Below are 24,754 nucleotides of genomic sequence, written 5' to 3' on the forward strand. Positions count from 1 at the left end.
ATAGCCAGACGGCTGGGTCTAGCGGCGGCGCCGCGCGCGGTGCTGGATCTCGAGCATGTGCTGCGTGCGTGACATCGCCGCCATACTCGAATCAATGAGGCTCGGATCAGCCCCCGTAAACACGCGCGCCTCGTATGCCTGCGCGAAGGCATTCAGGGCAAGGTCGTAGTGGCCAGCCGCGAATAGCGCCTTCCCGAGGTGCTGGTGAAGAACGGCCTCCCACGAGGTGCCGCGGCACTCTTCGAGCAGCACACGGTACTCAGCGATCGCTCGATCGGTTTCGCCAAGATCCCGGTGGCAATCAGCCGAAATCGCGCGTAAGCGCACCGATGAAGGTTCCTTAGCGAGCCTGCCCTCACACCTCTCGAGCGCCGTCACGGGATCGCCGCTCCAGAGCGCTCGAATAATGTCGCGCGCGTCGTCCTGGGCGAATTCCCGATCGAACGCCTCGACGTCATCGATCACGGGGCGCAGGGTCGTGGGGTCAATGTGCCAGCCCGCTTCGGCGCCGGGAACGGAGGGTGGTGATGGGCGCTTGAGCGTTGTTTCGAGCATAGGCGCGTTCCTCCTTCATTAATGGGCGCGGCGATGATCAGCAAAGAAGAGGCGTGTGCGGGGGATGGGATCCGGGCCAAAAAGGAGGCGCCCTTTCGAGCGCCTCCCCGGGGCCGATCCGGGATCAAGCGTGCACCTGGTGGTGTGGTATCCGCTTTCGACGAATCCGCACCGGTCCGAACGAGGACCACTCGCACGTGGGTTTCGAATCATTCCCTTGCTTGTGATGTCCCCCACTTTACACACTCGATGTGAGCCACGCAACCCCCATTTCGCTTCGTGTTTTTCGCCTCCGGTCTGACCCCACAATCCGCCTCTACCCCCAAGAATGACCAGGCACTGGAATGAGCCCAGGGAGCGGCAAAACATGGAGCCATGACACACGTATTTCCTCGGGTTGAGCACGGACGCCGCGATCCCTCGACCTTCGTGGGCCGCATTCCGCTTGACGCTCCGCCCTCCCCGCACGAACATGCGAGCGCCACGATCGCGTGGCTCGGCAATAGCGGCGAGCTTGAAACCCTCGTGCGCGACCGCGTTCAAGCGGCTGGCTTCGACGTCGCCACGGCGAAAACGCCTCGCGGGCACGTGCGTGCAGTCGTGTGCGAGGCGTCGCTCCTCGCTAGCGCAGCGGAGGCATACCCAGCACTCCCCCTCTTCGCCGCGTGCGAGAACGAGCCCGAACAGCGTGATTACCAGCAAGCGCTTGCCCACGGAGCGCGCTCACTTCGTTTTCTTCCGGAGGAATCCTCGGAGCTTATTAGCGACCTTTCCTCTCTCGCCACGAGCAGCGGCCGAAGCCGTGTGCTCGCGTGCCTTTCGGGACATGGAGGCGCAGGGTCGACGTCTCTCGCGATCGCTCTCGCCCTCGCATCATCAAGCCGAAACATGCCCGCGACACTCGTCGATGCCGATCCCCTCGGCGGCGGAATCGACACGCTCGTGCAGGCCCGGCACGTGGCGGGCGCGCGGTGGAGTGATCTGGGAGCGGCAAGTGGCACAACGGAAGCCGAGGTGCTCCTCGACGCTCTTCCTCTCATCGACGGCTACCGCCTGCTCACCTTTTCGGGAGCGCGAGAGGAATCCGTGAATCCCCAGGTCATCGCAAGTCTTGCGAATGCACCCGGCACTCTTGTTCTCGACGCGCCGCTCGGAACGGGGATCGAACCGCACGTGAGTCCCGACATCACTCTCGTCTCAGTCCATCCGAGCGAACACGCACTCGCCGCGACGGCACGAACCCTCGATGTACTTCGCGGGGTGCATCCGCGCACCCGCATCGGCATCGCTCTGCGCACGCGCCGGCGCGGCGAGAGCTATCGGGCGCGCGACGTGGCCGAGCAGCTCGGCGCGCCCATCGTGCTCGAGTACCGAAGTGCCCGCGAGGGCTTCGTTCCCGGCCTTGATCGAGACCGCATGGGCATCAAAGCCGCCTGCAAACGTTTTCTCGCAAAGCTCGCCGATTCCGGAATGGGCGGGGGTAGCGCATGATTCTCAGCGACGAGCTCCTCACCGGAATTCATGAATCGCTTCGCGAAGAACCGGGGGAAATCGATGCGCGCCGCATCGCGCGCGTCGCTCACTCGCACGGGCTCATCCTCGACCGCGCGAGCCTCCTCGATCTCACTGATCAGGTGCGGCATCATCTCGAGGGTCTCGGCCCGCTCCATGATCTCGCGACCGACGGTGTCAGTGACATCCTCGTCAACCCCGACGGCAGCGTGTGGATCGATTCACTCAACGGTCTCGAGCGTACGAGCCTTACTCTTTCCGCGCACGATGCGCGGGCCCTCGCGACCAGGCTCGCCTCACTCGGCAACCGCCGGCTCGATGACGCGATGCCGTGGGCTGACGCGCAGCTGCCCGGGAACCTTCGCTTCCACGGAATGCTGCCGCCACTATCCGTGGGCGGAGCGAGCATCAGCCTTAGGCGCGCCGCCACCCTCCCCTACTGCCTCGATGATCTTGAGAACTCAGGAACTCTGACGGCCACGGGCCGCGCTCTCGTCGATGCAATCATTCGCGCGCGCCTATCCTTCCTCGTGAGTGGCGGAACCGGAAGCGGAAAGACGACCCTGCTCGGCGCGATGCTCGGCGCCGTCGATCCCCGCGAGCGCATCATTATCGTCGAAGACTCCACCGAGCTTCGGCCCGCTCATCCCCACGTCGTGCACCTTCAGGCGCGCCACGCTAATGCGGAGGGCATGGGAGAGATCAGCCTCGCGACCCTCATCAGGCAGTGCCTGCGCATGCGGCCCGATCGGATCATCGTCGGCGAATGCCGAGGCGCAGACATCCGCGAGCTCCTCCAGGCACTCAATACGGGGCACGAGGGCGGGTGCGGAACGCTCCACGCGAATACGGCGGCGGATGTCCCCGCGAGGCTTGAGGCCCTCGGTGCGCTCGCCGGCCTCGATCCACTTGCGCTTGCATCGCAAGCACTCTCGGCAATCACGGTCGTTCTCCACATGCACCGTTCGCGCGAGGGACGTGCCCTCTCAACCATTTCCCTCCTACAGCGCGGGAAGGATGGGCGGCTCGAATGCGTGCCCGCAGTCAGTTTTGGGACCCGTGAGCGGCGCTTTCCCGCCTTCGATGCGCTCGAGGCACGCCTCGGGCACGGGGGTGCGAGGTGAAAGGCCACGCTCGACTATCGGACGATGCGCTCGCCGGCCTTCTCGACCACGTGGCGATGGCTCTCGGCGCGGGGGTGACGGCACCGCAGGCGTGGGCCGCCGTCGCAGATGCCACATCCACGCCTCGGGAAAAGCATTTTGCCGAAACTATGGCGCGCATTCCTCCCGCACTGGTGCAGCGCATGAACGGGGTCCTCAACGCGCCTCGCGAGGCGGTGCGCGCGGTCGTTTTGTGCCACGTCATGTGCGAGAGCACGGGGGCTCCGCTTTCCGGTCTACTCACCTCACTCTCCGGTGGACTTCGCGATTCTTCCGACGCCACCAGGGCACGCACAGCAGCCTTCGCGGGCGCAAAGACGACGGCCCGAGTGCTCATGGCGCTGCCGCTTTTCGCTATCGCTCTCGGGTATGCAATGGGGGCGAATCCTTTGCGCGTGCTCCTGGCGTCGCCGCATGGATTTCTCATGCTCGCGGCCGGAATCGTCCTCACCGCGGCCGGTTTCGCGTGGATGAACCGCATGCTCGCTGCAGCGCGCGGAGAGGGCGCGGACATCGACCCGTTGATCGTGATCGATTTGATCGCGAGTGTTGTGCACTCTGGGATCCCACTCGCAGCGGCGTGCACGCGCGTGGGCGAGGCCCTTGACGACACGGAGCCGGGGCCTGCGCTCCTCGAGGCCGGCCGTGCGCTCGCTCGGGGCATGGCCCCCGCCGAGGCGCTATCGAGGCTCGAGGGGGACCTTTCGGCTCTCACAAGCGCGGCGAGCCTCTCTCATGTGACGGGTGCACGCCTCGCGCCGATCCTGGCGGCCGTCACTCGCGACCGTCGCCGTGCGCGGTTGCGCGAGGTCGATGAAGCCGCCGCGCGGCTCTCGGTGCGTCTCGTGCTCCCCACCGGCCTCACGATTCTGCCGGCCTTCGTGCTACTCGGTATCGTCCCGATCATCACGGATCTCGTCACCACACACTTCGGCCAACTGTGGCCGTAGGCGCGCGGCATCCGCCGCGTGCAGCACCACACACATCCTTGAAGGGGATACATCAATGATCGACAACCACACGACAGAAAAGACGGAACTACGGACCCGCGACATTCTCGCGGATGATACTGGCGCGACAACCGCGGAATATGCGGTGACGATCGTCGCCGCGTGCGCCTTTGCCGCGCTGTTGTTCGCCGTGCTCACGAGCGGCGAGATGCAGGGCATCCTTACGAGCCTCATTCAGGGCGCCCTCCACTCGGCGGGCTGAGCATGACACCGGAAGCCGAGACACGTGCGCGCACCTTGAGGCGGGCGCTTCGTGCGGATTCCGGTGCGGCCACGGCGGAGACGGCGGTGGTCCTCATCGCCGTCTTCGCCCTCCTCGCACTGGTCATGTCACTGGGTGGCCTGTTCATCAGCCACGCGCGTCTCGCGGAGGGGGCACGTACCGCCGCACGCGAAATGATGATCTCGGCCGATCCCCATGCTGCGATCGCAAAAGCGGAAGTCGTAAGCGGCAAGGAGGCCACGTTCACCATAAGCACGAGCGGCGAATGGGTCACCGTGGAAGCACACGCAACGTGGCACGTCGGCGGGCCGATCCTCGGGGCCACAATTCCGCTCGAGGCGAGTGCCCACACACGCCTCGAACCACACCTCGTAAGGAACGGGCCGTGAGGGCGGGGTTTTGCGAGGAGCGCGGTAACGCGACGGCCACCGCTCTCGGGGCGATCGCAATCATCTCGGCGATCCTCACGGTCCTCGTGGGGCTCGGGATCGTCCACCACGGTCGCTCCCTTGCCGCCTCAGCCGCTGAACTCTCCGCACTCTCGGCTGCGGATGCACTGGCCGGCGGCGCCTCGAGCGGGGCATGCGAGATCGCTTTGGAGGTCGCTGAACGGCACGGCGCCCTTCTCCAGAGCTGCGACGTGAGCGGTCTTGAGGCACACGTGACAGTCACCGTGAGAGTGCACGTGCCGCTGCTCGGCAGCCAGCCCCTTACCGAGGCGGCGCGTGCCGGCCCAGCTCCCGCAGAACCGTGAGCGCGCCCTTCTTGTTGAGGGGCTCGTTGCCGTTGCCGCACTTCGGAGAGACGACGCATGCGGGGCAGCCCGCCTCGCATCCGCATGTCTCGATCATGTCGGCGGTCGCGCGGATCCATGCAGGGGCGCTCTCGTAGGCGCGCTCCGCGAAGCCGGCGCCGCCCTGAGCGCCGTCGTACACGAAGACCGTGGGCTTTTCGGTATCGGCGTGCAGGGCGGTAGACACGCCGCCAATGTCCCAGCGGTCGCACGTGGCAAGGAGGGGAAGCATCGCGATCTGTGCGTGTTCGGCCGCATGGAGGGCGCCAGGGAAATCGGCTTCCTCGAGGCTCCATGCGTGGAGGAGGTCTGCGGGGATCTCGAACCACACGGCCTTGGTAACGAGGGTGCGCGCGGGCAGATCGAGCGGGTGTTCGCCGAGCACGGCGGAGGTGTAGATGTCGCGCGCCTGGTAACCGGTGACCTGGTCGGTGACCTCGACCTGCCCGAAGCACACGTCGATGTCACCCCACTGTTCGCTGCGCTCGACCTGGCGCACGCTGATCGACGAGGTCTCTTGCGGCTGGGTTGTGTGCTGCGGGCTCTCCCGACGCACCATCGCGACGGCGTTCTCGACATCGAGGTGGTTCACGACGTACGAGACTCCCTGGTGGAGATAGACGGCGCCGTCGTGGACGTACTGGTGGGCGGTCGCGGCATCGACCGTGCCGATCAGCTGCCCGCTCGCCTGATCGACGATCCGCACGCTCTCACCTCCACTTCCACGTAAATCGGTGAGGTCGTGGGGGCGCTCGTCAAGGGTCCAGTACCACCCGTGAGGGCGACGCCTGAGGATTCCCCTTCCTGCTAGGTTCTCGAGAAGCTCCCGGCTCGTGGGCCCGAAAAGCTCCTCCTCGCCGTCGCGAATGGGAATCTCCGCAGCGGCAGAGCACAGGTGGGGCGTCATGACATAGGGGTTGGAGGGATCAAACACGGCGGCCTCGACGTCGGCTTCGAGGATCATCTCGGGGTGACGCACAACGTACGTGTCGAGGGGATCCTCGCGCGCAATAAACATTGCAAGCGCCTCGCGCGACTGAGTTCCGTGGGCCCGGCCCGCGCGCCCGAACTGTTGCCACAGGGACGCGCGCGTCCCCGGCCACCCCGTCACGAGCACGGCATCGAGACCGGAGATGTCGATGCCAAGCTCGAGGGCGTTGGTCGAGGCGAGGCCGAGAAGCTGTCCCGAACGAAGCGCTGCCTCGAGTGCGCGGCGCTCCTCGGGAAGATAGCCGCCGCGATAGGCGGCGATGCGCGTGGCCCGATCGGCAAGCATGGCGGATCCGGTCGCTTCCGCGGCAGCGTTGACGGCGCGCTGTGCCCCCTTCGCGACGAGCTCGCTCGAACGCCGCGAGCGAGTAAAGACGAGCGACTGCGCCCCCTCGCATACGAGGTCACCGAGTAGAGCGCCGGCCTCGGTGGGGGCAGGCCGCCGTCGGACCTCCACGTGGGCTTTCACCCCGGCCTTTTCCGCCTGCTCGCGCTCCTCTTTCGCCCTGCGCGCGGCCTCGCGCGCGTCCTCGCCCTCGTCGAGATCGGCGATTCCCGGCTCCCACAGCGCAATCGTGAGGGGGTTTTTCGGCGAACCGTCCTCGGTGACAGCCGTGACGTTCCTACCCACGAGCCGGGAAGCGCTCACCTCCGGGCTCGCCGAGGTTGCCGACGCGAGCACGAAGGTGGGCCGTGCGCGGTAGTACTCGGCGATGCGGGCGAGGCGTCGCATCAGCATGGAAACGTGTGCCCCAAACACGCCACGGTAGACGTGGCATTCGTCGATGATGATGTATCGCAGCGTTCGAAAGAACGGAATCCAGTGCTCGTGACCGGGAAGGATCCCGTAATGCAGCATGTCAGGGTTTGTGAGCACAAAATTTGCGTGGCGGCGCACCCAGCGACGCTGTTCGGTCGGGGTGTCGCCGTCGAATACGGCGGCGCGTACGTCCCCGAGGCCGGCCCCGTCCACAAGCCGGCAGATCGACGTGTACTGGTCGTAGGCAAGCGCTTTTGTGGGGGCGATGTAGAGGGCGCTCGCGCGCCGGGCCGACGGATCCTCTCGGCGTGCCTGAATATCGGTCAGCGCGGGCAAGAGATAACCGAGCGATTTTCCCGAAGCGGTAGAGGTAGCGATGACCGTGTCGCGACCCGCGTGCGCAAACTCGGCGGCCTCAACCTGGTGCCACCACGGGCGTTCGATCCCGCTGTCTTCGAGGTAGGCGCGTAGTGAGGGGTTTGTCCATCTCGGCCACTCAGCGAAGCGTGCCTCGCGAGCGGGCCGGCGCTCGATATGCCGGAGGGAGTCAGTGCGATGCGGGGGCGTAGTGAGGCGCGCGAGCGCCCGTTCGGCATCGAAAGCCTCGCTCCTCACGTGCCGCCTCCACTCATGTTCGATCTGTTCGCGTCGTAGCGCAACAATGGTAGGCATGAGCACGCAAGGCCACACCACCGAGCTTTTCCCGACGCCCACGCCCGATACCAATCTTCTCGCGGTTCTGCGCGCGGATCTCGCTCACGCGCAATACACGGCGGATGGAATCGAGGATCTCCTGAGCGCTCCCGCTCGCACAGCTCTCGAACGCGAAAATCCGCTGCCCGCACGTCGCGAACTTGATCCGCTAGCCGATCAGGGCAATGCGGCCGCGACTCTCATGCGCCTCTTCACGCTCGGCCGCACCGCCACGCGCGCCGAACTCGACCGCGCCCTCCCTAACCTCGGTACGGACGGGCTTCTCGCCCTCGGCCTCGTGGCGCCAGCAGAAGGGACGGGTTCCGACGCCACCTCCGCCTTCGCCGCGACCGTCGATCTTCGCCCATATCAGGCCACCGATGATTTCGGCGAGATCCTCTGGTGGATCGTTTCCGATCTCGGGGAACTCGCGACTGGCCGCGCGCTCGACGGTGAACACGTGCTTGGCATCGGCGGGGCGACTTCAACGCTCATCTCGATCACGCCTCGCGACGAGGTCGCCCGCGCGCTCGACCTCGGCACGGGGTGCGGCATTCAGGCGCTCCACGCTGCGCGTCACGCCCAGCACGTTGTCGCGACCGATATCTCCGAACGCGCTCTCGCGATCACCGAGTTCAACGTCGCCCTCAATCGCGAAACACTGCCCGAAGGACACACGATCGAAACGCGCCAGGGTTCAATGCTCGAACCTGTCGCGGGCGAGACCTTCGATCTCATCGTCTCCAACCCTCCGTTCGTCATCACACCCCGCGTGAAGGATGCGGAGACCTGGACGTATCGCGACGGCGGAGCAGAAGGCGACGCACTCGTCGCGAACCTCCTCGCCGAGATCGATGCCTACCTCGCCCCCGGCGGCGTCGCCGCCATGCTGGCGAACTGGGAGATCACCCGCGGCTCCGAATGGGATGCGCGCCCACGCACGTGGCTCGCGAACTCGAGTGCGAGCGCACTCGTCGTCCAGCGCGACATCGAGGACCCGGCCTCCTACGCCTCGACCTGGCTTCGCGACGGAGGCGTCACCGACCGCGACGAGCGTTGGGAACCGATGACCCACGCATGGCTCGACGACTTCGCCTCGCGCGATGTCCGCGGCATCGGTTTCGGCCACGTGCTCCTCGCGCAACCGCGCGAGGGAGAAAAGCGCTTCGCCGACTTCACCCACGTCGAAACGACGGGAGCGGGCCCTCTCGGCCCCCGCTATGCCGAAATGCTTCGCGCGCGCACGCGCCTCGCGCAGCTCGACGACGAGGCTTTCGCCTCGCTCACACTCGCACGCGCCGATGACGTCATCGAGCGGCGCCACTACACACCCGGCGACGACGATCCCATGGTGATCGACCTCGTTCAGGGCGGCGGCTTCGGCCGCACCATCCAGATCGACACCCACACCGCGGCCATCGTCGGCCCCCTCACCGGTGAATACCCGCTCGATATTTTCCTCACGGCCTACGCCTCACTCCTCGAAGCCGCCGATCAAGGCGCTGAAATCGCGAGTGCACGCGCGAGCATCAACCGCACACTCCGCGTCCTCGTCAAATGGGGGTTTCTCCACATCGTTGAGCAGCCAAACCCCGCCTAGTGCTACCGTACGGGGCAGGGTAAACCACGCGGGGACACACCCCCGCCACGCACACACCGCAGTAAGGAAGTACATCGAGTGAGCGCTCGCAACCTCGTGATCGTCGAGTCCCCCGCGAAGGCAAAGACCATCGGGAAATACCTCGGGGACGACTTCACGGTCGCCGCGTCAGTGGGACACATTCGTGACCTTCCCCTGCCCAAAGAGCTGCCCGCCGACATTAAGAAGGGCCCCTACGGCCGCTTCGCCGTCAACGTCGAAGAAGGCTTCGAGCCCTACTACGTCGTCAATCCCGACAAGAAAAAGACTGTCTCCGAGCTCAAGAAGCTCCTCAAAGAGGCCGATGCTCTCTACCTCGCAACCGATGAGGACCGCGAGGGTGAAGCGATTGCCTGGCACCTCCTCGAGGCACTGAAACCCAAGAAGTCGCTTCCCGTTTACCGGATGGTGTTCCACGAGATCACGAAGGAAGCCATCCAAAAGGCGCTCACCGAGACGCGCGAGCTCGACATGCCGCTCGTCGATGCCCAGGAAACCCGCCGTATTCTCGACCGACTCGTCGGCTACGAGCTCTCCCCCGTGCTGTGGCGCAAGGTTCGCCGCGGCACGAGCGCAGGCCGCGTCCAGTCGGTGGCGACACGCCTCGTCGTCGACCGCGAGCGCGAGCGCATGGCGTTCAAGGCCGCTTCGTACTGGGATGTGACGGGCGAGTTCATCACCTCTGAGCTGGAGGATCGAAGCGTCGACACCCCCGCCTTCACCGCTCAGCTACGAACCCTCGACGGCCAGCGGGTCGCCACGGGGCGTGACTTCACCGACGCGGGTGAGCTCAAAAAGAGCCTCCGGGCAAACGTCACGGTTCTCACCGAGGAGAGTGCACGACTGCTCATCGAGGCGCTCGACGGCGCGAAGGCCACCGTCGGAAACCTCGAGTCCAAGTCCTACACGCGGCGGCCCGCCGCTCCCTTCACGACGAGCTCCCTCCAGCAGGAGGCGAGCCGAAAACTGCGCATGGGTGCCCGCCACACGATGTCGACCGCGCAGCGGCTCTACGAAAACGGCTACATCACCTACATGCGTACCGACTCCGTGGTGCTGTCCGGTGAGGCGATTCGCGCGAGCCGCGCACAGATCCAGGAAATGTACGGTGCGGAGTACGTTCCGGATCGCCCTCGCGTGTACACGAACAAGTCGCAGGGTGCGCAGGAAGCCCACGAGGCAATTCGCCCGGCGGGTTCGAACTTCCGCACACCCGCGCAGGTATCTCGCCAGCTCAGTGGCGACGAGTTCCGCCTGTACGAACTGATCTGGAAGCGCACCGTGGCGTCTCAAATGGCCGACGCCAAGGGAACGACCACGTCGGTCACGCTCGATGTTGAAGGCAAGGGGCGCACCGCCCAGTTCGGCGCCTCGGGCACGATCATTACGTTCCGCGGTTTCCTCGCGGCCTACGAGGAAGGCCGCGACCAGTCGCGGTATGCGGAACACGATGACAAGGACAAGCGCCTGCCCCAAATGAAGGAGGGGCAGCAGCTCACGGCCGCTCAGTACACGCCGAACGGTCACGAAACAACGCCACCGCCGCGCTACACAGAGGCGTCACTCGTGCGCGCACTCGAGGAGCGCGGGATCGGCCGCCCCTCGACCTACGCGGCGACGATCTCCGTGATCCAGGATCGCGGCTACGTCGAAAAGAAGGGCTCGGCCCTCGTGCCGAGCTGGCTCGCGTTCAGCGTCGTGAAGCTTCTCGAGGAGCACTTCGGGACGCTCGTCGATTACGAGTTCACGGCCGATATGGAAGCGGGGCTCGACCGAATCGCCGCAGGTAACACGGACCGCGTGCACTGGCTGAGCGACTTCTACTACGGCAAGTCCGGTTCGTTCGACACCCCCGCCGAGGACGGTCTCAAGGCGACCCTCGACAACCTCGGCGATATCGACGCGCGCGCGATCAACACCGTCCCGATCGGCAACGGCATCGACCTTCGCATGGGCCAGTACGGCCCCTACATCGAAAGGGCGGTCGAGGGTTCCGATACGCCTCAGCGAGCGAATGTTCCCGCCGATCTCGCACCGGATGAGCTCACGCTCGAGAAGGCCGAAGAGCTCATGGCACGCGCAAAGGACGACGGTCGCGTGCTTGGCCGCGACCCCGATTCGGGCTTTGAAATCCTCGCAAAGGACGGTCGCTACGGCCCCTACGTCACGGAAAACCTTGAGCTTGATGAGGCCACTAAGGCGCTCCCGAAAACGAAACAGCCGAAACCCCGCACGGCTTCGCTGTTCAAGGACATGGACCTTGCGACCGTGACCCTCGAGGACGCCCTCAAACTCCTCTCGCTCCCCCGTGTCGTCGGCAAGGACGCGGAGGGCGTCGAGATCACCGCGCAGAATGGCCGCTATGGCCCGTACCTCAAGAAGGGCACGGATTCGCGCTCGCTCGAAACCGAAGCACAGCTGTTCACGATCACCGAGGAAGAGGCCCTCGCACTTTACGCCCAGCCCAAGCGGCGCGGGCGCGCGGCGGCAAAACCCCCGATCGCGGAACTTGGCGTGGATCCTACGAGCGAGAAACCGATCGTGATCAAAGACGGTCGTTTCGGCATGTACATCACCGACGGCACGACGAACGTCACGCTTCGCAAGGATGAGTCGCCCGAGACGATGACTCACGAGCGCGCCGTCGAGCGTCTTGCGGAGAAGCGCGCGAAGGGCCCTGCAAAGCGGAAAACGACGCGAAAGTCCAGCTCGCGAGCGAAGTCCACGAAAAAGTAGCGGCGGCTCGCGTACGGTGGTGTCATGACTGCACCGTTGACGCTGCCCACGACGTCCGTTCCCGATCCCGCCAAGGCGCCGGGCCTCCGCTGGGGTGTGATCGCCCCCGGCGGGATTGCCAGGAACTTCATCGGCACGATGCACGCGGCGACCACTTCCCGCCTCACCGCCGTGTGCTCGCGTTCGCTCGAGCGCGCGCAGGCTTTCGCGGAGGATTTCGAATCCGACGCCGGCCTCGCCCACGCCTATGCGAGTGTTGACGATTTCCTCGCCCACGAAGGCCTTGAGGCCGTGTATGTCGCTTCGCCTCACGCTCAGCATTTCGCGCTTGCGACAAAGGTCGTCGAGGCTGGCATTCCCGTCGTGATCGAAAAACCGATGACGCTCAACGCCGCCGAGGCGCGCGAGCTTTTCGAGACTGCTCGACGCACGGGCGCATACGTGCAGGAAGCGATGTGGTCGTGCTTCATGCCGCACTACGACGTCATCCGCCAGGTCATCGAATCCGGCGTGATTGGCGAGGTCACCGCGGTGATCGCCGATCACTGCCAGTATTTCCCCTTCGACCCCGAGCACCGGCTGTATGCCCCGGAACTTGGCGGCGGGGCACTCCTTGACCTCGGCGTATACCCGCTCGCGTTTGCGCACTGGGCCGCGGGATCGCCCACGCAGGTGCACGCGACGGGAACCCTCACCGCAACGGGGGTCGACGAGATGGTCTCGATCTCGGGCCTCTCGGGCCGCACCGTATACGCAGTGCAGACGGGGCTTGGTGCGCGCAGTTCAGTCGAGGCGCACGTACTCGGCACGCGCGGCAAAATCGACGTGGACTCGTGGTTCTTCGTTCCGAATTCCTTTACCGTGACCCAGTTCGAAGCGGGAGACAACGGCAAGGACGTGACCGAGCGGTTCACGTACGAGGACTCGCTACCCTACTCCCTGCCTGCTCATCCCGACGGCGGCAACTACGGTATGGCCTTCGAAATCGCGGAGGCGGCGCGCAACATTCGCGCCGGCCTTCTCGAATCACCTCGATGGGGTGCGCGCGACACGCTCGCGGTCCTCGAGGTCATGGATCGTGTACGTGAGATTGTCGGTGTGCGCTACCCGAGCGAGGCAAAATAGGGGCGCATTCATCCTCACCTGAGACAATGGCGTCATGTCGAGCATCGATTCCACTGCACCGCGTACGCCTCTGACGACCGCCTCAGCCTCACCGTCGGAAACGGGCCTTTTCGTCACGTTCGAGGGCGGCGACGGCGGCGGCAAAAGCACGCAGATCCCGCTGCTCGAAAAGTGGCTTCGTGGCGAGGGCTCCCCGTTTGCGGGTGCTGACGTCACCGTGACGAAAGAGCCGGGCGGGAGCCCGCTCGGTGCCCAGATCAGGGAGCTGATCCTCCATTCGGATCACGTTTCCGATCGTGCCGAAGCACTGCTCTACGCCGCTGATCGCGCCCACCACGTCGAGAGCGTCGTACGTCCGGCGCTCGCCTCAGGCGGGATCGTGATCGCCGATCGATACCTCGACTCCTCCGTCGCCTACCAGGGCGCAGGCCGCGCACTGAACCCAAACGACGTGTACGAGCTGTCGATGTGGGCCACCGAAGGGCTGCTTCCCCACCTCACTATTCTCCTCGACGTCTCGCCCGAGACCCTCGCACAGCGACGCGAAGCCGCTTCCCTGGACCGCCTCGAAAGGGAAGGGCGCGAGTTCCACGAGGCCGTGCGCGCGGCATTCCTCGACCTTGCGCGCCGCGAGCCCGAACGGTGGATCGTGATCGACGCCTCGCAGTCGGTCGAGGACGTCCACGCGGAAATCACCCAGCGTTTCGCCGACTGGGTTCGCGTCAATGCCCACACCCTCACCGGCGCCGCTGAACACCCGGTCGAGGGCACAACGACCCCGGATTCGCTCCTGTGAACGTCTACGACACGGTCGTTGGCCAATCGGCCGCGGTCACACAGCTCTCGCGCGCTGCCTCACCGGGCGGCTCTCTCGCCCAGGCGTGGCTCATCGCCGGCCCGCCGGGATCGGGTCGCTCAAGCATCGCGCGTGCGTTCGCGGCGAGTCTCCTGTGTGACGCCCCGCGTGAGGGTGTTGGCTGCGGACAGTGCCAGCCGTGCCGCACCGTTCTCGCGGGAACCCACGCGGACGTGACCGCCGTGCGAACCGAGACGCTCACGATCTCGAAGGACGACGTTCGTGAGCTCGTGGCGACTGCGCAGCGCGCACCGGCATCAGGGCGCCACCGCGTTCTCATCATCGAGGATGCCGACCGCATGAGCCCGGGCACGTTCAACGTGCTCCTTAAAGCCATCGAGGAACCGCCGCCGCGAACCGTGTGGCTGCTGTGCGTTCCCTCGCCACAGGATCTCGCACAGACGATTCGCTCACGCTGCAGAGTGGTGAACCTCCAGGTGCCACCAGCGGACGCTGTCGCGACGCTCCTCATCAACCGCGATGGCATTGCACCCGAACTCGCGCATCGAGCCGCGGCGAGCGCGCAGGGGCATATCGGGATCGCCCGCCGCTACGGCCTGCACCCCGAAACCCTCGAGGAACGCGAAGAGTCTGCGCGAAGGCTTCTCGCCCTCACGAGTGTTGGGCACGCGATCGCCTTCGCGAAGGCTCTCATCGAACGCGCCGAAACCGAGGCGCACGCCGAAGCGGACGAGACGAGCGCCCGCGAGCGCGAAGCATTCATGCGCGGTGCAGGCATCGAACCCGGCGGGCGTATCCCTCCGGCACTACGCGCCCAGGTCAAGGCCCTCGACGACGAGGCGAAGCGACGCGCGACCCGCCTCGTGCGCGACGTCATCGACCGCTTTCTGCTCGACATTCACTCGGTGTTCAGGGACGTTCTCGCACTCCAACTCGACACGGGTGCGACGCTCGTCAATCCCGGCATCGAGCGGGAGCTGACCGAGCGCACGCGCGTGCACTCGGCGCAGACCACGCTCGCTCTACTCGATGCCGTGGGGACGGCCCGCAAACGGGTGGGCATGAACGTGCCACCACAGCTCGCACTTGAGGCGCTGCTCGCCTCGGTCGTCGCCGCCCGCTAGGAGACGCTACTTCTCTTCGCTGGCCTTTTTCGCCGCGAGTTTCTCCTGCTCCTTCTTCAAAAGAGCCTCGTCGATGATCGACTTTTCCTCGAAGCGATCTTCGTAGTCGACGGCTTCTTCGTCGAGAACCTTCTCGGGCAGGTCCCCCGCGATGTTCTGCTTCTCGGCGTCGGTCTCGGAATGCGCGCCGCAGCCGTACTGTAGCGACACTACGCGCCCATCGGCAGGCGACCACTCATTCGTGCAAATACCGAATTCCTGGCGCAGCGAACCGTTGAGCAGGGAGAGGAAGCCACACGAGCGGCACTGGGCCTTCACGGTGCCTTTGCGGCCGCGCTTGCTGACCTCGCGCGGGCCGAAATTGCCACTCATCCAGCGTTTTGCGGCGTCTTCGCGGCCCTCGCGCGACAGCACTCGCTTGCGACCGAGGCCGAGCTCCCACATGGCCACTCGATCGGCTTCTTCGTCGTCGGTCTGTTCGTAACCGTGCTCCAGGCGAGAGTCGTCGGCGCTGTAGGGCAGGACGTCGTTTTCCCCGACATCACCGGGGCGAAGACGCTCCGCCCACGGCTCCCACTCGGGTGCGAGAAGGGAATCCTCGCCCGGAATGAGCGCGGTCTCGCAGACGGTCGCGACCTTCGCGCGCGGGGCGCGCGCAAGCACCGCGATCCAGGTCCACCCCGCGTAACCGGGCATCGTGGCCTCAAAAAAGTGCGTGACAAGGCGCTCGCCGCTCGCTTCGGCGCGTACGTGCGCGCCGACCTGATCGGGCTCGGCAACCTCGATCACGGCGGCGGCAGCCTGTTCGATCGCCGCCGCACAAACGGCATCGAGTTTCGGGGCGCGCGTGCGCGCCTTCGCGGGAGCGGTAGAAGTCATCGACTACGCCTCAAAGTTGTCGGCGACGGCGCGCAAGACGGCCGCAACCTTCTGCGCGTGGCCCCTATCGGGATAACGACCGTGGCGGAGCCCGTTCGAGGCGCCGTCGAGAAGCTGGATGAGGTCCTCGACCATAACGGCCATGTCTTCCGGCTTGACCCGACGCGCACGGGCGATGCTGGGTGCAGGATCAAGGAGGCGTACCGTCAGCGCCTGGGGGCCGCGGCTGCCGTCGACCATGTCGAACTCGACGCGCTGGCCTTTACGGAGCTGCTGAACCCCCTCGGGGAGGGTCGACGCGTGCACGTACACGCTCTGGCCATCCTCGCTTACGAGGAAGCCAAAGCCCTTTTCAGCGTCAAAGAATTTGACCTTGCCGTTCGGCACAGTGATTCCTGCCTTTACTCTCGAGCGCTCACGCGCATGAAACAGGCTCCATTCTATCGTGCGCCCTTCGCTGGACGAAAGATCCGCGGCCTGGGTCACCCTCCCCGCTCGGCTCACGCGGGCACCCGCGGCGCGGTGTCCGACGTCGGCTTCACCCCGCCGTCTCTTGGCTTTTTGTTGCTCCTTCCGGCTAGTCCCGAAAGGCGCTCGGGCACGGAACCTCGAGGGCCGCGAGTGGGCACTCGCCACACGCGGGTTTTCGTGCCGTACATAGATTCCGCCCGTGAAAGATCAGCCGGTGCGACAGCATCGTGAGGTCGACGGGAACCTGGCAACCGTCGGCCCCAGCGCGCGCCACCACGTCTTCCTCCACCGTCCGCGGAGCGGAACTCTCGCTCCAGCCGAGCCTGCGCGCGAGCCGGCCCACGTGGGTATCGACCGTGAGTAGCGAGTGGCCGAACCACGTTCCGCGCACCACATGGGCGGTTTTGCGACCAACGCCCGCAAGGGATTCGAGCGCCTTTTGGTCATCGGGGACTTCGCCTCCGAAGTTCGCAGCTAGGCGTGCAGAAAGCTCCCGCACGTGGGCGGTGCGCCTTCCAGCCATTCCGAGCGGACGCACAACGGCCTCAACCTCTGCTTCGGGGGCGCACGCCATGACCTCTGGACTCGGCCAGCGCTTGAACAATTCCGCAGTCACAGAATTCACTCGCGCATCGGTGGTCTGTGCCGAGAGAACCGTCGCGACTAGCAGTTCGAAGGCACTCGAAAAATTGAGCTCGCAACGCGCGTCGGGGTAGAGCTTTGCGAGTTCCTCATCAACGCGCTTTACCGCGGGCACAGCGTGGTCCTTGAGTCCCGAATTCATGCTGCCATTGTGCACGTGTGTCCAGCCAAGCAGAAATAGCACGGGCAGTTTCGGGAATTCCCTGGGCCCCGTCACAGATCAGGTATTACTGTTAAGGAGCACGCGTGTGCACGTCGCACACCCCACAATTTTCCGCTACACCAGCGCAACCCCAGGAGGAACCGTGGACGAGAACATCGTTCGTTCAGCACCGCTTTTTGCCGCGCTCGATGACGACGGCAAGCAGGCTGTCCTTGACTCGATGACTCAGGAGGATTTCCACCGAGGCTCCGTCGTGTTCCGCGAAGGCGATCAGGGCGACCGCCTGTTCATCATCGCGAGCGGCAAGATCAAGGTTGGCCACGCTTCGGGTGATGGCCGTGAAAACCTCCTCGCCGTGCTCGGCCCGGGCGAAACCCTCGGCGAGCTTTCCCTCTTCGATCCGGCCCCGCGTAATGCCACGGCAACCGCTGTCGCCGAGACGACCCTCTACTCCCTCTCCCAGCAGGATCTGTACCGCGTTCTCGCGCAGCGCCCCGAGGTGGCCCGCCACCTCCTCGCTTCGCTTGCACGCCGCCTGCGCAAGACCAACGACTCGCTCGCGGACCTCGTGTTCGCGGACGTCCCCGGTCGCGTCGCCAAGAACCTGCTCGACCTCGCTCAGCGCTTCGGCCGCCAGAGCGACGAGGGCATCATGGTCTCCCACGGCCTTACGCAGGAAGAGCTCGCGCAGCTCGTTGGCGCTTCGCGTGAAACCGTGAACAAGGCGCTTGCCGACTTCGCACACCGCAACTGGATTCGCCTCGAGGCCCGCGCAGTGCTGCTCCTCGACATCGAGCGTCTGCGCCGCCGCGCACGCTAAGCATTCACTGCCACACGGCACAGACAGCACGAAGGGAGCGGCCCCACTCGCGGGTCGCTCCCTTCGTGCTATCTGGCGCGCCCCTTGGGCAGCTCGGTGTTCGTCTTTTCGCTCCTACCGGTCCGTGCCCGTGATGTATTCGAGCGCCGCGCGAATGTTGCGCTCAGCGCCTTCGCGGTAAAACGCGACATCGTCCGCGCTCGCGCCATCGTCTTTCAACGCAGCGAGCTCGCCTCCGTAGATCTCGTTGCACATGCGTCGCACCGTAAGAACCCCGCGCTCGCGCACCTGCCTTACGCGCTCGAGCCGTTCGCGCCAGTACGCGAGCGCCTCTTGCGACGCAACGAGCGCCTCGTGAGGAGCCTCGATCGGGTCACCGTGACCGGGATAGAGACCCGAAATGCGACCGTCCATGCACATCACACGAATGATGTTGAGGCACTGGAGGTACTCGTGGAGCGTGCAGTCCTCGCCCACCACACTCGGCGCCCCACCGAGGAGTGTGTCTCCCGTGAGGAATTCTCCGCCTTCGAGGAGCAGGCCGATCGAATCGGCGGTGTGGCCCGGGAGATGGAGGACATCGGCCACGACGCGCCCGTCGATAGAAATCTCGCTCGGAACCGGCGCCGCGCCGGGCACCAGGGCGGGTTCCGCAGCCCATAGGGGAACAGTGATGCCGGTTGCGGAACTAAGGGCTCGCCGCACCATCGACGTCGCGCCAGTGTGCCCTTCGTGATGATGCGTCACAATGATGCCGCCAACGCGGCGGGCGCCGGTAGCGACCGCCGCGTCGACGACAGCTTGCGCATGTGCACGCGCTGCGGGACCGGGATCGACGATCCACACGGTGCGCCCCGCAGTAAAGATGTACGTGCGCGTGCCATCAAGCGTTCGCGGCCCTGCATTCGGAGCGAGCACCCACGAAAGGTGCACGCCGGAAGAATCGGGCTCGCGCTGCATGACTAGCGGAACTCCACGAGAAGATCCACCTCAACGGATGCATCGAGCGGAAGAGCCGCAACGCCGACGGCCGCGCGCGAATGCGAACCAGCCTCACCGAGGACGTCACCGAGCAGCTCGCTCGCGCCATTGATAACGCCGGGCTGGGCAGTGAAGTCGGGAGCCGACGCGACATAACCCGTCACCTTGATGACGCGCGTGATGCGGTCAAGATCCCCGATCTCAGCCTTGATCGCGGCCAGGGCATTGAGGGTGGCCTTCTCAGCTTCCTTCTTCGCTTCCTCAGCCTTAACCTCGGCACCCACTTTGCCGGTCACCTCGAGCTTGCCGCCCACTAGCGGCAGCTGGCCGGAAGTCTGCACGAAATTCCCGGTCACAACGGCGGGAACATAGGCGGCAACGGGCTTTGCCACCTCTGGGAGGGAAAGGCCGCGCTCGCTAAGCTTTTGTTCGACGGTACTCATAGAAAATCAGGCTCCTTCGGTGATGGGTCGCTTGAAATAAGCAACGAGAGATTCGGGCCCTTGCGGCCCTTGGATGACTTGGACAAGCTCCCAACCATCGGAGCCGAAATTGTCCAGGATCGCCTTGGTGTTGTGGATCAGCAGCGGTGTCGTGAGGTATTCCCACTTGTGAATCGTAGCCATGCACCCAGCTTAGCGGGGGGCGCTTGAACCTTTCCGGTTCTCGAGCACGGGCAGCCACGATGTGACTCCCGGGTGTTCGCGAAGGAGGCGGCGCCGTTCGCGTTCCGTCATGCCGCCCCACACACCGAATTCAATGCGGTTGTCGAGCGCGTCGGCAAGGCACTGGTTGAGCACGGGGCATGAACGGCACACCACTTTGGCCTTGTGTTGATCGGCACCCTGCACGAAAAATTCTTCGGGATTGAGGCTCGCACACGCCCCTTGGGCCGCCCAATGCCGCGTGTCGTGAATCGTGTCAACGCTGCCCACGCTCCCTGCCGCACCTCCCGGATTGACTCACTTCGAATTTTGGCGTGACTCCATACTAATAAAAGTGTGACGCGACCCCCAATTCGAGGTCTCCCCACAACTTTCACGCGCGCGATACTGCCCTTTGGGCGCCCGCCTTAGTAGGGTGTGGACATGCCTCAGTCTCAGCAGGAGCCAATGGTTCGGTCGAATTCGAACGAACCGACCACCACTCTCACCCAAGCCGTCACGGGCGTGGGCGGCTTGCTCGCCGTGTGTCTTCTCGCCGGCGTGCTGCTTGCCGCCTTCTTCCTTCCTGTCGTGACCGCGATGTCGGCCGCCGCGAAAGATGGCGCGAACCTCTTTAACTCCCTCCCGAGTGAGCTCGACGTCGCGCCCCTCAACGAGGCCTCACGCATCGAGGCGGCCGATGGCAGCCTGCTCGCGACCTTCTACTCCGAGAACCGCGTCATGGTGCCGCTCGACAAGATCGACGAAGATCTTCAGCACGCCGTAGTGGCGGTCGAGGACCGCCGCTTCTACCAGCACAACGGTTTCGACCCGCAGGGAACGTTCCGCGCCCTCGTCTCCAACCTTTCCGGAAAGAGCCTTCAGGGCGGATCGACGCTCACCCAGCAGTACGTGAAGAACGCTCTGCTCATGGACGCTTTCCAGCGCGGCGATGACGAGGCGATTAAGGCAGCGACCGAATCCTCGCTCATTAGGAAACTCCGCGAGGCCAAGATCGCCATCTCCCTTGAGAAAAAGTGGAGCAAGGACGAAATCCTCAACGGCTATCTCAACGTAGCGCAGTTCGGACCTTCTCAGTATGGGGTCGAGACCGCAGCCCAGCACTACTTCTCCAAGAGCGCGGAAGATTTGACGCCGGGCGAAGCAGCCCTGCTTGCCGGCATCACCAACTCCCCGAACGGAAACGACCCGGTCAAGCATCCGAAAAACGCCCTCAAACGGCGCAACCAAGTGCTCTACGACATGTACCAGCTTGGCTACATCAACAAGGAGGAATACGAAACCTCCAAAGAGCAGCCGATCGAGGACATGCTCAAGATTACCGACGCACGCGCGGGTTGCTCGACCGCCGGAGGCAACGGCTTCTTCTGCGATTACGTCACGCGCACGCTCATGCGCGACCCGAAGTTCGGCAAGACTAAAGAGGAACGCCGCAGGCTCCTCTATGGCGGCGGTCTCACGATCAAAACGACCCTCGATCCCGCCCGCCAGAAGATCGCCCAAGACATCGTCAACCGCAAGGTTCCCGCGGATTCCGAGTCGGGATTCGGTCACGCGATCGTGAGCGTCGAGCCAGGCTCGGGCAAGGTGCGGGTCATGGCACAAAACCGCACCTTCAACCCCTACAAGGACGCTAAGCCCGGCGAGACTTCACTCAACTACACGGCCCCCAGCTATCTTGGCGGCGGAAACGGCTTCCCTGTGGGCTCGACCTTCAAGCCATTCGTTCTCACGACATTCTTGAGCGACGGCGGCTCGATCTGGAACTCCGTGCCGCGCGGCTCGAACACGTTCAACAACTTCCCGGCGCACTGCCTCAAGAAAGGTCGCTGGCGCTCGGGCACGGGGTGGCGTCTTAAGGACGCCGGTCGAGACATCCACGGCTCCATGAGCGTTCTCGACGCCACCAAGTTCTCGATCAACACGGCGTACGCCAACATCGCGCTGCGCACCGATCTGTGCAACATCGCTGATACCGCGCGTATCCTCGGCGCGGTCCCGGGTAACTGGGACGACGCGGACCCGAAGCTCAAGGAAAAGTCCGTTAACGATATGTTCGGAGCGAACCTCTCTCCGGCATCGCAGGTCATCGGCGAGATTAACATCCCCGCCGTGAGCATGGCCGCTGCATACGCCGCGTTCGCGGCCGAGGGTAAGTACTGTAAGCCGCAGCCGATTGAAGCGGTGATTGACCGTAACGGCAAGGAACTTCCGTTCACGACTTCGGAATGCACTCAAGCCATCAAGCCCGAGGTTGCGAACGCCGTGGCCTGGACCCTCATGCAGGGGCTTTCAGACCCGAAGGGTACGGGTAAGGGCAAGACAATCCCTGGCCACGATGCCGGCGGTAAGACCGGCACCTCGGGAAAGCAGTACCACACGTGGTACGTGGGATTCACCCGGAACCTTTCGACGGCCGTGTGGTTCGGCAACCCGTCGGCTAACCGCAGTCCGAGCGGGCTGATGGTCGATGGTCAGCGGCTCCCCCGTAACGTGTGGGGCAGCACGGTCTCACTCCCCACGTGGCAAGAATTCATGATCAAAGCCCACGAGGGACTTCCCTCAGCTCCGTTTCCGCCGAAGCCCCAGGGCGTCCAATCCGCCCCGCCAACGCAGGATTCCGTAGGCTCAAGCGAAGAGGCTCCAGAAGGGCCGCAGGCCCCGAACACTCCAGCTCCCACGCAGCCCGACGGGAATGACACCAACCAGAGAAACGGGAATGACACCAACCAGGGAAACAGCGACACCAATGCTGCGCGTGCGGAAACGACGCCGGTGAAAGAGCGCGTCCCCGATAGCGACGGCTATATTTACGTCTACCCTGGCGATCCGGATTATGACGATTACACCGAGTACGAGGAGTACTACCCCGGTGACTAGCGCGAAGCCACTCGCTCTCATTGGCGGCGCCGGCACGCTTGCAGCCGTCGGAACCGCTGCGGCTGCCCACGTGTGGGCCCGCCACATCGAGATTAACCTTTTCGAAATCCGCGCACTCGACCTGCACGTTCTCCCTTCCGGGGCTCAGCCAATCCGTGTGCTCCATATGTCGGATGCACACTTGCTTCCAGAACAAACGAAGAAGCGCGAATTTTTGCGAAGCCTCGCTTCGCTTGAGCCCGATCTCGTCGTCAATACCGGCGACAACGTGGCGAGCGAGGGTGCTATCGATGCCATCGCACGCGATATCGCCCCTCTCCTCGAACGCCCGGGGATTTTGGCCCTCGGCTCCAACGACAAATACGCGGCGGGGAAGCGGAACGTTTTCCGCTACCTCCTTCGCGATCCCAGGCCAAAGAACTTCCGTGATGGCGTTCAAAATGAGCCGCTCGAGGTCGAACGGCTCGTGGCGAAATTGACCGCTGGCGGGTGGACGAATGTTTCGAACGCTCGAGCCCTCATCGAGCTTCCGGGCTGCGACGTGGAGGTTGTCGGGGTCGATGACCCTCACCTCGAGCACGACGAGTTTCCCCCGGTAGATCCGGAGTGTGCTGCCAGGGGCACTCGGCCTTCCGTCAAGATTGGCGTCACCCATGCGCCCTATAAGCGCGTGCTTGACCAGTTTGTCGACGATGGGTGCGACCTCATTTTCGCGGGGCACACTCACGGAGGCCAGCTTGCGCTTCCGTATTTTGGCGCGATCGTGACGAATTGCGATCTTCACCGTTCACAGGCAAAAGGACTCAGTTTCCATCGAGGCGTTCCGCTGCACGTCAGTGGCGGTATTGGCGCGAGCCCCTTCTACAACATGCGTTTTGCAAACCGGCCGGAGGTCACGCTCCTCACCCTCAGGCCTCGCCTGACCTAGAGCTCGGCACGGTGGTGGCGATCACGCCACATCGATTCGCGTCATGACGCGCGAAGGCGCTATAGTTGATGAGGTTCGCGAGCCTTTCACGGTTTTCGCGAAATTTTCGGGGTGTGGCGCAGCTTGGTAGCGCGCTTCGTTCGGGACGAAGAGGTCGCAGGTTCAAATCCTGTCACCCCGACCACCAGCAAAAGCCTCCGCTTCGGCGGGGGTTTTTTCTTTCCCCATTTCGAGTTTCCTCATGTCCTTAGTCGAGCACCTTTAGCACGAATACACGCCGCGAAATTACATCGATGTAACTACCATGATGGAGTTTTTTTGAAAAGCCACCACGGCATTACTTTGGCCAATTATCGGTAAAGGTTTGGCAAATTTGGGCTTCTGATTGATTCCTAAGAGTCCCCGAGCCCCCTACCCCTCACCTAATGTGGAGCGCGAGTCATGCACGTGACTTGCCCCCCGCGATCGCTTCCCGTCACTTCGGGGGGAGCTTCCTCGATGTGCACCCTGTGGCGGGAATTGGTGCGGACACCAATCGCGAGGGTAGGAAAGTTGCTCTCTATGCTTCGTACTGCACAGCGCGGCACACACCGTGCCGAAGGCCCCGCCGTCATCGACTACAGCAGCCTCCTCGCCCCTGTCTCCAAGGGTGCCGTTGGCGCTGCCGCCCTCACCGCCGTTGCAGCAACCGCCGCCACCGGCCTCGGGCTCGCTCCCGCCGATGCTGCACCTTCCACGCATCGCGGCCCCGTTTCACAGGCAGGCACCAAGCTTCCGTCCATCTCCGCGCTCGGCACGAGCCCGCTGCGCACCGGAAGCGGCGGCAAGCATGTTCAAGCACTTCAGTCGCTTCTCAACCACCACGGTGCAAGCATCAACGTTGACGGTTCCTTTGGCCGCAAGACCCGCAATGCGGTTGTCACGTTCCAGTCGTCGGCTGGCATCGGTGTGGACGGCGTTGTCGGTGCCCGCACCCGCTCAGCTCTCGTGGCGAACAACCCCACCGCGGTGAACAGCACTCCGAAGCTTCGCCCGGGTTCTCGCGGCAATGCGGTCGTGAGCCTCCAGAACCTGCTCAAGGCCGCGGGCGCGGACATCAAGGCGGACGGCGTTTTCGGCCGTAGCACGAATACCGCGGTCCGTAACTTCCAGTCGTCGGCTGGCATCGGCGTCGACGGCGTCGTA

At 64.5% G+C, this 24,754-nt stretch carries 24 protein-coding genes and 1 tRNA gene; 16 read left to right on the plus strand and 9 right to left on the minus strand.

The features are described 5' to 3' along the window. Positions 1-18: 18 nt before the first annotated feature. Positions 19-555, minus strand: coding sequence for a tetratricopeptide repeat protein (locus HMPREF3157_RS06955; RefSeq protein WP_016663281.1), 537 nt, complete (start codon positions 553-555; stop codon positions 19-21). A gap of 375 nt (positions 556-930) precedes the next feature. Between HMPREF3157_RS06955 and HMPREF3157_RS06960 the strand changes: the two genes are divergently transcribed. From HMPREF3157_RS06960 to HMPREF3157_RS06985, 6 genes are read left to right on the plus strand one after another with little or no spacing between them, the layout of a single operon-like run. After that, positions 931-2,046: a CpaE-like family protein gene (locus HMPREF3157_RS06960; RefSeq protein ID WP_016663282.1), complete on the plus strand. Its 1,116-nt coding sequence runs from the start codon at positions 931-933 to the stop codon at positions 2,044-2,046. Continuing rightward, positions 2,043-3,191, plus strand: coding sequence for a TadA family conjugal transfer-associated ATPase (locus HMPREF3157_RS06965; protein ID WP_016663283.1), 1,149 nt, complete (start codon positions 2,043-2,045; stop codon positions 3,189-3,191). The genes HMPREF3157_RS06960 and HMPREF3157_RS06965 overlap by 4 nt, the downstream gene beginning before the upstream one ends. Continuing rightward, entirely contained in the window at positions 3,188-4,180 is a 993-nt protein-coding gene (locus HMPREF3157_RS06970) for a type II secretion system F family protein (RefSeq protein ID WP_016663284.1), read from the plus strand. The genes HMPREF3157_RS06965 and HMPREF3157_RS06970 overlap by 4 nt, the downstream gene beginning before the upstream one ends. 55 nt (positions 4,181-4,235) lie before the next feature. After that, a complete protein-coding gene (locus tag HMPREF3157_RS06975) occupies positions 4,236-4,442 on the plus strand; it encodes a DUF4244 domain-containing protein (protein ID WP_016663285.1) in 207 nt (68 codons plus the stop codon). 2 nt (positions 4,443-4,444) lie between these two features. Next, positions 4,445-4,852: a TadE/TadG family type IV pilus assembly protein gene (locus HMPREF3157_RS10550; protein WP_016663286.1), complete on the plus strand. Its 408-nt coding sequence runs from the start codon at positions 4,445-4,447 to the stop codon at positions 4,850-4,852. After that, positions 4,849-5,217 (plus strand): Rv3654c family TadE-like protein, encoded by a 369-nt coding sequence (locus HMPREF3157_RS06985; RefSeq protein WP_016663287.1) that lies wholly within the window; start codon positions 4,849-4,851, stop codon positions 5,215-5,217. The genes HMPREF3157_RS10550 and HMPREF3157_RS06985 overlap by 4 nt, the downstream gene beginning before the upstream one ends. Here HMPREF3157_RS06985 and HMPREF3157_RS06990 read toward each other — a convergent pair. Continuing rightward, complete coding sequence (locus HMPREF3157_RS06990; RefSeq protein WP_016663288.1) at positions 5,174-7,621, minus strand: DEAD/DEAH box helicase; 2,448 nt, start codon at positions 7,619-7,621, stop codon at positions 5,174-5,176. The genes HMPREF3157_RS06985 and HMPREF3157_RS06990 overlap by 44 nt on opposite strands. Positions 7,622-7,676: 55 nt before the next feature. Between HMPREF3157_RS06990 and HMPREF3157_RS06995 the strand changes: the two genes are divergently transcribed. The 5 genes from HMPREF3157_RS06995 to HMPREF3157_RS07015 all read left to right on the plus strand — a co-directional run bounded on the left by HMPREF3157_RS06995 (position 7,677) and on the right by HMPREF3157_RS07015 (position 15,140). Further along, positions 7,677-9,299, plus strand: a complete 1,623-nt coding sequence (locus tag HMPREF3157_RS06995; protein ID WP_051120594.1) for a DUF7059 domain-containing protein — start codon at positions 7,677-7,679, stop codon at positions 9,297-9,299. A 78-nt stretch (positions 9,300-9,377) separates the two neighbouring features. Next, positions 9,378-12,074 carry a type I DNA topoisomerase gene (gene topA / locus HMPREF3157_RS07000; protein ID WP_070435951.1) on the plus strand — a complete coding sequence of 899 codons (2,697 nt, stop codon included), beginning with the start codon at positions 9,378-9,380 and terminating at the stop codon, positions 12,072-12,074. Between the two features lie 24 nt (positions 12,075-12,098). Next, positions 12,099-13,199, plus strand: a complete 1,101-nt coding sequence (locus HMPREF3157_RS07005; RefSeq protein ID WP_016663291.1) for a Gfo/Idh/MocA family protein — start codon at positions 12,099-12,101, stop codon at positions 13,197-13,199. A gap of 34 nt (positions 13,200-13,233) precedes the next feature. Beyond that, positions 13,234-13,995, plus strand: a complete 762-nt coding sequence (tmk, locus tag HMPREF3157_RS07010) for a dTMP kinase (protein WP_016663292.1) — start codon at positions 13,234-13,236, stop codon at positions 13,993-13,995. Beyond that, positions 13,992-15,140 carry a DNA polymerase III subunit delta' gene (locus HMPREF3157_RS07015; protein WP_016663293.1) on the plus strand — a complete coding sequence of 383 codons (1,149 nt, stop codon included), beginning with the start codon at positions 13,992-13,994 and terminating at the stop codon, positions 15,138-15,140. The genes tmk and HMPREF3157_RS07015 overlap by 4 nt, the downstream gene beginning before the upstream one ends. Before the next feature lie 6 nt (positions 15,141-15,146). Here HMPREF3157_RS07015 and HMPREF3157_RS07020 read toward each other — a convergent pair whose 3' ends face one another. The 3 genes from HMPREF3157_RS07020 to nth form a co-directional block, all read right to left on the minus strand. Continuing rightward, complete coding sequence (locus tag HMPREF3157_RS07020; protein ID WP_016663294.1) at positions 15,147-16,019, minus strand: DUF3027 domain-containing protein; 873 nt, start codon at positions 16,017-16,019, stop codon at positions 15,147-15,149. Between the two features lie 3 nt (positions 16,020-16,022). Then, positions 16,023-16,406, minus strand: coding sequence for a cold-shock protein (locus HMPREF3157_RS10885; RefSeq protein WP_016663295.1), 384 nt, complete (start codon positions 16,404-16,406; stop codon positions 16,023-16,025). Positions 16,407-16,596: 190 nt separating this feature from the next. Continuing rightward, positions 16,597-17,274: an endonuclease III domain-containing protein gene (gene nth, locus HMPREF3157_RS07030; protein ID WP_051120595.1), complete on the minus strand. Its 678-nt coding sequence runs from the start codon at positions 17,272-17,274 to the stop codon at positions 16,597-16,599. A 163-nt stretch (positions 17,275-17,437) separates the two neighbouring features. Here nth and HMPREF3157_RS07035 point away from each other — a divergent pair, with 163 nt between their 5' ends. Continuing rightward, positions 17,438-18,115 (plus strand): Crp/Fnr family transcriptional regulator, encoded by a 678-nt coding sequence (locus HMPREF3157_RS07035; RefSeq protein ID WP_016663297.1) that lies wholly within the window; start codon positions 17,438-17,440, stop codon positions 18,113-18,115. Between the two features lie 114 nt (positions 18,116-18,229). Here HMPREF3157_RS07035 and HMPREF3157_RS07040 read toward each other — a convergent pair whose 3' ends face one another. Genes HMPREF3157_RS07040 through HMPREF3157_RS07050 form a run of 4 tightly spaced genes read right to left on the minus strand, consistent with a single transcriptional unit; the run spans position 18,230 to position 20,031 of the window. Further along, complete coding sequence (locus HMPREF3157_RS07040; protein ID WP_070435952.1) at positions 18,230-19,075, minus strand: MBL fold metallo-hydrolase; 846 nt, start codon at positions 19,073-19,075, stop codon at positions 18,230-18,232. A 2-nt stretch (positions 19,076-19,077) separates the two neighbouring features. Then, positions 19,078-19,539 (minus strand): RidA family protein, encoded by a 462-nt coding sequence (locus HMPREF3157_RS07045; RefSeq protein WP_016663299.1) that lies wholly within the window; start codon positions 19,537-19,539, stop codon positions 19,078-19,080. 6 nt (positions 19,540-19,545) lie between these two features. Then, the gene (locus tag HMPREF3157_RS10455) at positions 19,546-19,722 is read right to left on the minus strand and encodes a Sp36 family protein (RefSeq protein WP_016663300.1); all 177 of its coding nucleotides are present in this window, start codon (positions 19,720-19,722) and stop codon (positions 19,546-19,548) included. Between the two features lie 9 nt (positions 19,723-19,731). Then, positions 19,732-20,031 (minus strand): WhiB family transcriptional regulator, encoded by a 300-nt coding sequence (locus HMPREF3157_RS07050; protein WP_305790908.1) that lies wholly within the window; start codon positions 20,029-20,031, stop codon positions 19,732-19,734. 153 nt (positions 20,032-20,184) lie between these two features. Between HMPREF3157_RS07050 and HMPREF3157_RS07055 the strand changes: the two genes are divergently transcribed. From HMPREF3157_RS07055 to HMPREF3157_RS07070, 4 genes are all read left to right on the plus strand, one after another. Next, positions 20,185-22,641, plus strand: a complete 2,457-nt coding sequence (locus HMPREF3157_RS07055) for a transglycosylase domain-containing protein (RefSeq protein ID WP_016663302.1) — start codon at positions 20,185-20,187, stop codon at positions 22,639-22,641. Further along, positions 22,634-23,569, plus strand: a complete 936-nt coding sequence (locus HMPREF3157_RS07060) for a metallophosphoesterase (protein WP_016663303.1) — start codon at positions 22,634-22,636, stop codon at positions 23,567-23,569. Before HMPREF3157_RS07055 ends, HMPREF3157_RS07060 begins: the two co-directional genes overlap by 8 nt. Before the next feature lie 107 nt (positions 23,570-23,676). After that, a tRNA-Pro gene (locus HMPREF3157_RS07065) sits at positions 23,677-23,753 on the plus strand. Between the two features lie 377 nt (positions 23,754-24,130). Next, positions 24,131-24,754, plus strand: a 624-nt coding sequence (locus tag HMPREF3157_RS07070; RefSeq protein WP_168161696.1) for a peptidoglycan-binding domain-containing protein, incomplete at its 3' end; no start/stop codon positions are given.

This window comes from Dermabacter sp. HMSC06F07 (assembly GCF_001807345.1).
In the GTDB taxonomy this organism is placed as follows: Bacteria; Actinomycetota; Actinomycetes; order Actinomycetales; family Dermabacteraceae; genus Dermabacter; species Dermabacter hominis.